Here is a 6,145-nt window from a genome sequence, read left to right on the forward strand (position 1 = left end):
GGTCGGAGGTGTGGGTCTGCGCATACATCACAGCTACCAAGCTGGACTCGCAAGATGAATTCCTCACGAAATTTGTGCAACAGAGCCCACTATGAATCACACGCAAACAGTTTCGTTCCTTCCAGAACTCGATCTTCGTATATTGTCTGCTCGGCAGATATCGCATGCCGTTTACGGTCGGTTCTCCTCGGAAGCCTGAAACTCTGACTGCCGCGAATTCAGCAGGAGTCTGGAAGATGCTTCCTGAGCCTTTGTCGGCAAGCTTCGGAGCCATGGCCATTGCCTGCTTGTCGGAAAGGCGATCATAATTTCGCATTCCAAAGTATGGGCATACACGCAAAGTAAAGTCTTTAGCCTCACCGCACATCGGGGCGTCCATCAGGAGGCCAAAGGGGACGAACGCCAAGTCCGGAGTGGTAACGAACCAGACGTCTTCCGTATCGAGCAGCGTCCCTGTTACGGCGCATTTTTGCGAACAAAACAGCTCTATTTCTTTTATCGGATTCGTAATCGCGAAAATTGGCTTTTCGGTCTTCGATTCATAGCTGACGTTCGCAGGGATTGGGAGGCCTCGTGGGTCTCGCTGCATAGCTGCGACTTTTGGAAATTTCTCGATCCATTGCTGAGACGATTCCTTGGTTGATCGAGATACTTCCGTTCTGTTCAATTTATAGATCCTCTTTTTCTGTAAAATGGCAATTGTATCGCCATATCTTGGCTTAGCACGAGCCACGACTCAAAAAATTGCAGAGCCATTCACTGCTGAAATAGTTCCGCATCAGATATTCTCGACCTCATTCTGAGGAGTTAGAGCAGACACCCCTTTATCGGCATGCTATGTAGCAAGTGGTTGCCCAACCTTACGAATTGATCAAGAGCTTTTCGGCGGCCTGCCGTCCACGGTTTGGGAAGCGCACAAGGCCCGCTCAGCCTGCTCCTGCCATGTCTCCCCGGCCAGAAAACACAGGTCGTACAGACTGACCGCCGACGCCTCGCGGCCGCAGGTCAGGCGCTTGAGCACCTCCGGCGCCAGATAGGCGAGGCGCAGCTGGCGGCTGACATGGCGTTCGGCCAGACCGACAGCCTCGGCCAATTCCTGGATCGTGGCAAACTCACCTCCTTCCATCCGCCGCCGCCAGCCCCATGCCCGGCCGATGGCGCGCAGGATGTGCGGGTCCTGTGTCTGATCCTCGCTCGGGCTGTAATCGGCGGGCGGCATGATCTTGGGCCGCCCGTTCTTCTTGTGCAGCTTCAGGGGGATCAGTACGCGGATCGTCTCGTTGCCCCGGGTCATTCGGCGACCTCCATGTCGCGTGGCGCAATCGTTTCGCGGATGACGCCCGCGACGCCTTCGCGTCGGATGTCGACCTCGAGCCCGGCGGCGGTGACGGTGACGCGCCGGACCAGAAGCTGGATGATCCGCGCCTGCTCGAGCGGAAACAGCTGCGCCCAGAGCGTGTTGAAATCATGCAGCGCCGCGATGGCTTCGGCCTCGGACACCTGATCGCGCTTCAGCGCCGCCAGCACCTGCGTGACCACCTCGGGCGTCTGCAGAATGCGCCGGACCTCGGTGACGATGGCGTCCTCGACCATGCCCGCAGGCAGGCGGACCGGTGCTTGATCGCCGCCGCTGTCATCCGCCGTGGTGCGGTTCTTGATCACGTCCATCGACACGTAATAGCGATAGAGCTTGCCGCGTTTCTTGGTCGCGGTCGGGGTCATCGCCGCGCCGGTATCGGTGAAGATCAGGCCCTTCAGCGGCGCGGGCGTCTGCATGCGGCTGTTGCTGGACCGCGCGTGGCGGTTGCCCTGAAGGATCGCGTCGACCTGATCCCAGATTTTGTCGGTGACGATGGCGTCGTGCTCGCCCGGATAGGCCTTGCCCTTGTGGACGGCCTCGCCGCGATAGACGCGATTGCGAAGCACCCGATAAAGGTAGCCCTTGTCGATCAGCGTGCCCTGCTTGCTGCGAAACCCCTCCCGCCGCAGCTCCTTCGCCAGCATCGTGGCCGAGCCGAGTTCGACGAACCGCTCGAAGATCCGGCGCACCGAGGCGGCCTCAGCCTCGTTGATCACCAGCTTGCGGTCCTGCACATCGTAGCCGAGCGGCACATAGCCCCCCATCCAGATCCCGCGCTTGCGCGAGGCGGCCACCTTGTCGCGGATGCGTTCGCCGATGACCTCGCGTTCAAACTGGGCGAAGCTGAGCAGGCTGTTCAGCGTCAGCCGCCCCATCGAGGTAGTCGTGTTGAAGGACTGCGTGACCGAGACGAAGGTCACGCCATTGCGGTAGAAGACCTCGACCAGCTTCGAGAAATCCATCAGGGCGCGGCTGAGCCGGTCAATCTTGTAGACCACCACCACGTCGATCAGCCCGTCGTCGATGTCGGCCAGCAGCTGTTTCAGCCCCGGCCGGTCCAGATTGCCGCCCGAGAAGCCGCCGTCGTCATAGCGGTCGCGGGTAGCGACCCAACCCTCGGATTTCTGGCTGGCGATATAGGCCTCGCAGGCTTCCCGCTGGGCGTCGAGGCTGTTGAACTCCATGTCGAGCCCTTCCTCGCTCGACTTGCGGGTATAGATGGCGCAGCGCAGGCGGCGGCCGGGGCGTGTGTTCATGTCCATGGTCAAACCTCCCGCGGTCGGACCTGCAGCCCGAAAAAGCGATAACCGTTCCAGCGCACGCCGGTGATCTCACGGGCAATCCCCGAGAGCGATTTGTATTTGCGGCCCTGCCATTCGAAGCCGTCCTTCAGCACGGTGACGGTGTGCTCGACCCCGTTCCATTCCCGGATCAGCCGGGTGCCCGCCACCGGATTGCGGGGATCCGCGATCTGCTTCTTGCGGCGGGAGACGCCCTCGACCTCGTCCGCAAGAAGGTCCAGCATGCGGCGAGTCTCGTGATCAGGGCCGCCATAGGTCAGTTCCTGCAGGCGATAGGCGATGCGGGCCTCAAGAAAGGCGCGGCTGTTGTTCGGTGCGGCGCTGCCGAGGAGCCGTTCCCATTCGGTCTTCAGCTCTTTCACCGACATGGCCTTGAGCACGGCGATGCGCGACAGGACGCTTTGGTCCAGGCGCGCGTCCTGCCCGGGGTATGGACGGCGTTATCTTACTGTGATGCTTCATCAGTTCCTCCGATGCGGATGCGTTTCCTGCGACGACCACCGCTCTTTCGGGGCGGGTAGTCCACGGAACTGTCTCCGTCGGCGGGCGATAAAGAACTGGACTTCCCGGCATTCAGGCGAACGACGCCTGCAGCGAGGATGCGACCCAACTCGGCCAGCCGGGCATCAGGGGACATGCGTTCAGGGCATAGAGGGTTGGCGCCCGGAAACCGGGTCTTCGGAGGGAATGGTCATAGCGGGTTTTCGCGACTGTTGTGATAGGCGAAATGTGTCGCGAAATCATAAAAATATCAATTAAATCAGCTTGTTACGGTCACATGTGGTCGCTGCGCGCTGTTGCGAAAATCTGCGTAGCTGAAATGTCCCCGCGCCGACCTTTCGGTCGGGCGGCTGCGCCGAATCAACTCGTCCGACCGTCCATGAACTTGTCGAAGCTGTCGAGGACTGGCTCTTCCTCCAGATCGGCCATCTCCCATCGCGAAGGGGCGCGGTCGGGGTAGAGCAGAAGCGAGATCGTCATCTGATCATTGCTGGGCGAGAACACGGTCATCTCGTGGACCGGTTCAGAGCCGAGCCAGATGCCGGCCGGATGGTGGCAGCCGTAGCGCCCTTCATCTCCGTCCACCTCTTGCGCAGCAAGCGAGGCGGGCGGCAATCCCATCACCTCTTGCCGTGCCCTGTAGAAAACCCCGGACTTCAACAGCGGTTCGCTGGACCAGGCCCAATCGATGAAGCCTTCCTTGCCAACCACGATCATCGCGCGCTTGTCGGTGATGGTCATCCATTTGAGGATCGCAGCCGTCAGCGACACGGCATAGCGATCCGCGAGCTCGGTCATCACGTCGATATCGATGATCCGGCCTTTGATCTGCTCGCGGAAATCGTCCAAGGGCATCAGCAGGTAGGAGGCGAATGTGTTCGCCTCCGCCTCGATCCTGTTCCGAGCCTCATCCCAGTCGGCCATGTTGCGGCTGGTGCATTCCAGCCCACGCGGGTTGGCCTGCCGGTGCAGGAGGTAGTGCCCCAGCTCATGCGCCAGCGTGAAGTTGCGCCGCCCCGGCGACCGGATGGTCTCGTTGTAGACAATGCCCCACTCGCCGGAGCCGCTGGGATGCGGCATCAGCATGCCTTCGACGCCTTTGGACATCGCAAGCCCCTTCACGATGGTGATCGGCGCGGTCGGAAAAACCTGACGCGAGAAATCCTGCGCGAGCGCGGCCACATCGATGGGGAACCGCGGAAGGCCACGGGTGCCTTGGACCATCGACAGGATCTGTGTCAGGCGGATAGCCCACCCCTTCGGCGTCGTCGGCAGGCTCAATCCTTCTTTCCCCACATGTCGATCATCTGATTGATTTTCTGTTGGTCTTCGGGGTCGAGCTTGCTGAACTTGCGGAAGAAGGCCTCCTTCAGAACCTCGTCGCTGGGCTCCTCGCTGTCATCGAGCAGATAGTCGGTCGTGACCTCCAGAGCTTGGGCGATGCGGGTCAGCTTCTCGCCCGACGGTTTTCGCGTATCGCGGTTCTCGAGTTCCCAGAGGTAGCTCTTGCTGGAGTCGGTCAGCTCGGCGAGCTTGTCGAGGGAGTATCCCTTTTCCTGACGGTGGCGCTTGATCTTCGCGCCGAGGGACGTGGTCATCGTATCATCCTTGGTTTCCTTGGTTGTAGGACGCTTGTTTGATATACCGAACAGAATTGTGCCGCGCAAGTAGACGCGGCGATTTGTTCGATATATATCGAACATCATCGTATCGCATTTTCGCGATTCTGTCCTCCTCCCCGGCCAAAGAAAGGGCTCTCATGACTGCCATCGCCGGGTTTCTCCGCAAGACCCCCGTGATCCGTCTGCAGGATTACTTCACTGCTGGCGGGTTCACCTCGCTTGCGCCCATCGACTGGACGAAGCCCGAGCCCGAGGTGGTGGAGCCGCTGATCAAGGCCGTCGATGCCATATCCGATGATGAAAAGCAGCGCGTCGTCCTTGATGCGGCCCGCGTGGCGGCGCTGGCGGATGAGCCCGGCCAGAACGCGTTGCAGAACGTCGTCGTGAACCGCGCGGTCTTCGATACGCTCGAGGGGCCCAACAACCGCTCGCTCTGGGTTTTCCTCAACGAGAACGACCGGTCCCGCCTGGCCGAAGAGGTGCGCTACAATGACGAGCGCCGCCGGGGGCGGTCGTGGAGCGGGTTCCGCGTCGATCCCGATCTCGCGGTAAAGAAAGACCCGGTCTCGCTCGCCGCATTCACGGCCGCGATCCGTGAGCGGTTCGAAACGCTGAACGTTCATGTCGACATCTTCGACCGCCACCGGGTGATCCTCGAGGGCGAGGAATGCGAATTAGTCCAGGTCGCGGTCTACCGGGAGGGGCGTCCCGAGGACACGCTGGGATTCGACGCCAACAGCACCCTGTCACGTCGGATCGTGAAGCCGGTCTTCGAGGCGGCGCTGACCTATGAGGCCGCGACCGGGGTGATCGAGGTCGTGGCAAAGACGCGCGAGGATCGGATCGATCTTACCTGGTACATGGCGCGCGACCTGCTGGGCATCACGCTGACTGAGGAGCAGAATCTGCCATTGCGCGAATACGATCTCAGCATGCTGCTGCGGCCTTTCGACTTCCCGACTGACCCGACCGACGGGATTGCCGGCGTAACCGTCAAGGAATTGCGCCTGATGGATCTGGGCGATGCGAAGGAGCGTATCACGCTGGAATCCATGTCGGGTGCCGACCGGACGATCTGGCAGATGGCGGAACACCGGATCGGCCTCGACATCGGTGGCGGCGCGCGTGTCTTGGGTGGCACCGGCGACGTGGCAGAATGGGTGGTGACCCGTGCGCGCTTCACCATCAAGTTCCACCCGGGCCCCGATGGCGGGCGGGGCAAGTCGCTGTCCTTGACCGTGACCATGCCGCATGGCTGCAACCTGAAGGACATGAGAGGTGGTCCGGAATTTCCGACCAGTTTGCCGCTTCGCTAAGCTCGGGCATGGGGGTTATGTCAGGCAGCGGCTTTCAGGTTCTGG

General features: G+C 61.1%; 7 protein-coding genes. 1 reads left to right on the forward strand and 6 read right to left on the reverse strand.

Going from position 1 to position 6,145, the window contains the following annotated elements; genetic code table 11:
• The 6 genes from J0F76_RS19440 to J0F76_RS19465 all read right to left on the reverse strand — a co-directional run.
• On the reverse strand, window positions 1–667 hold a 667-nt coding region (locus J0F76_RS19440), incomplete at its 3' end, for a hypothetical protein (protein WP_207472031.1).
• Between the two features lie 204 nt (window positions 668–871).
• Complete coding sequence (locus J0F76_RS19445; protein WP_207472032.1) at window positions 872–1,294, reverse strand: hypothetical protein; 423 nt, start codon at window positions 1,292–1,294, stop codon at window positions 872–874.
• Window positions 1,291–2,622 carry a recombinase family protein gene (locus tag J0F76_RS19450; protein ID WP_242690465.1) on the reverse strand — a complete coding sequence of 444 codons (1,332 nt, stop codon included), beginning with the start codon at window positions 2,620–2,622 and terminating at the stop codon, window positions 1,291–1,293. Before J0F76_RS19450 ends, J0F76_RS19445 begins: the two co-directional genes overlap by 4 nt.
• 2 nt (window positions 2,623–2,624) lie before the next feature.
• The gene (locus tag J0F76_RS19455; RefSeq protein ID WP_278250457.1) at window positions 2,625–3,071 is read right to left on the reverse strand and encodes a DUF2924 domain-containing protein; all 447 of its coding nucleotides are present in this window, start codon (window positions 3,069–3,071) and stop codon (window positions 2,625–2,627) included.
• A gap of 451 nt (window positions 3,072–3,522) precedes the next feature.
• Entirely contained in the window at window positions 3,523–4,443 is a 921-nt protein-coding gene (locus tag J0F76_RS19460) for an ImmA/IrrE family metallo-endopeptidase (protein ID WP_207472040.1), read from the reverse strand.
• Window positions 4,440–4,760, reverse strand: coding sequence for a helix-turn-helix domain-containing protein (locus J0F76_RS19465; protein ID WP_093359951.1), 321 nt, complete (start codon window positions 4,758–4,760; stop codon window positions 4,440–4,442). The genes J0F76_RS19460 and J0F76_RS19465 overlap by 4 nt, the downstream gene beginning before the upstream one ends.
• A 161-nt stretch (window positions 4,761–4,921) precedes the next feature.
• On the opposite strand from J0F76_RS19465, the gene J0F76_RS19470 reads away from it, so the two are divergent.
• On the forward strand, window positions 4,922–6,100 hold the full coding sequence (locus J0F76_RS19470; protein ID WP_207472042.1) for a hypothetical protein: 1,179 nt from the start codon (window positions 4,922–4,924) through the stop codon (window positions 6,098–6,100).
• Window positions 6,101–6,145 lie beyond the last annotated feature (45 nt).

The sequence above is a fragment of the Paracoccus fontiphilus genome, from assembly GCF_017356265.1.
In the GTDB taxonomy this organism is placed as follows: domain Bacteria; phylum Pseudomonadota; class Alphaproteobacteria; order Rhodobacterales; family Rhodobacteraceae; genus Paracoccus; species Paracoccus fontiphilus.

What these genes read in the sequence shown, in the direction of transcription:
- J0F76_RS19445 (WP_207472032.1), bottom strand. Translation starts at nt 1,294, where the DNA reads ATGACCCGGGGCAACGAGACGATCCGCGTACTGATCCCCCTGAAGCTG.
- J0F76_RS19450 (WP_242690465.1), bottom strand. Translation starts at nt 2,622, where the DNA reads ATGGACATGAACACACGCCCCGGCCGCCGCCTGCGCTGCGCCATCTAT.
- J0F76_RS19465 (WP_093359951.1), bottom strand. Translation starts at nt 4,760, where the DNA reads ATGACCACGTCCCTCGGCGCGAAGATCAAGCGCCACCGTCAGGAAAAG.
- J0F76_RS19470 (WP_207472042.1), top strand. Translation starts at nt 4,922, where the DNA reads ATGACTGCCATCGCCGGGTTTCTCCGCAAGACCCCCGTGATCCGTCTG.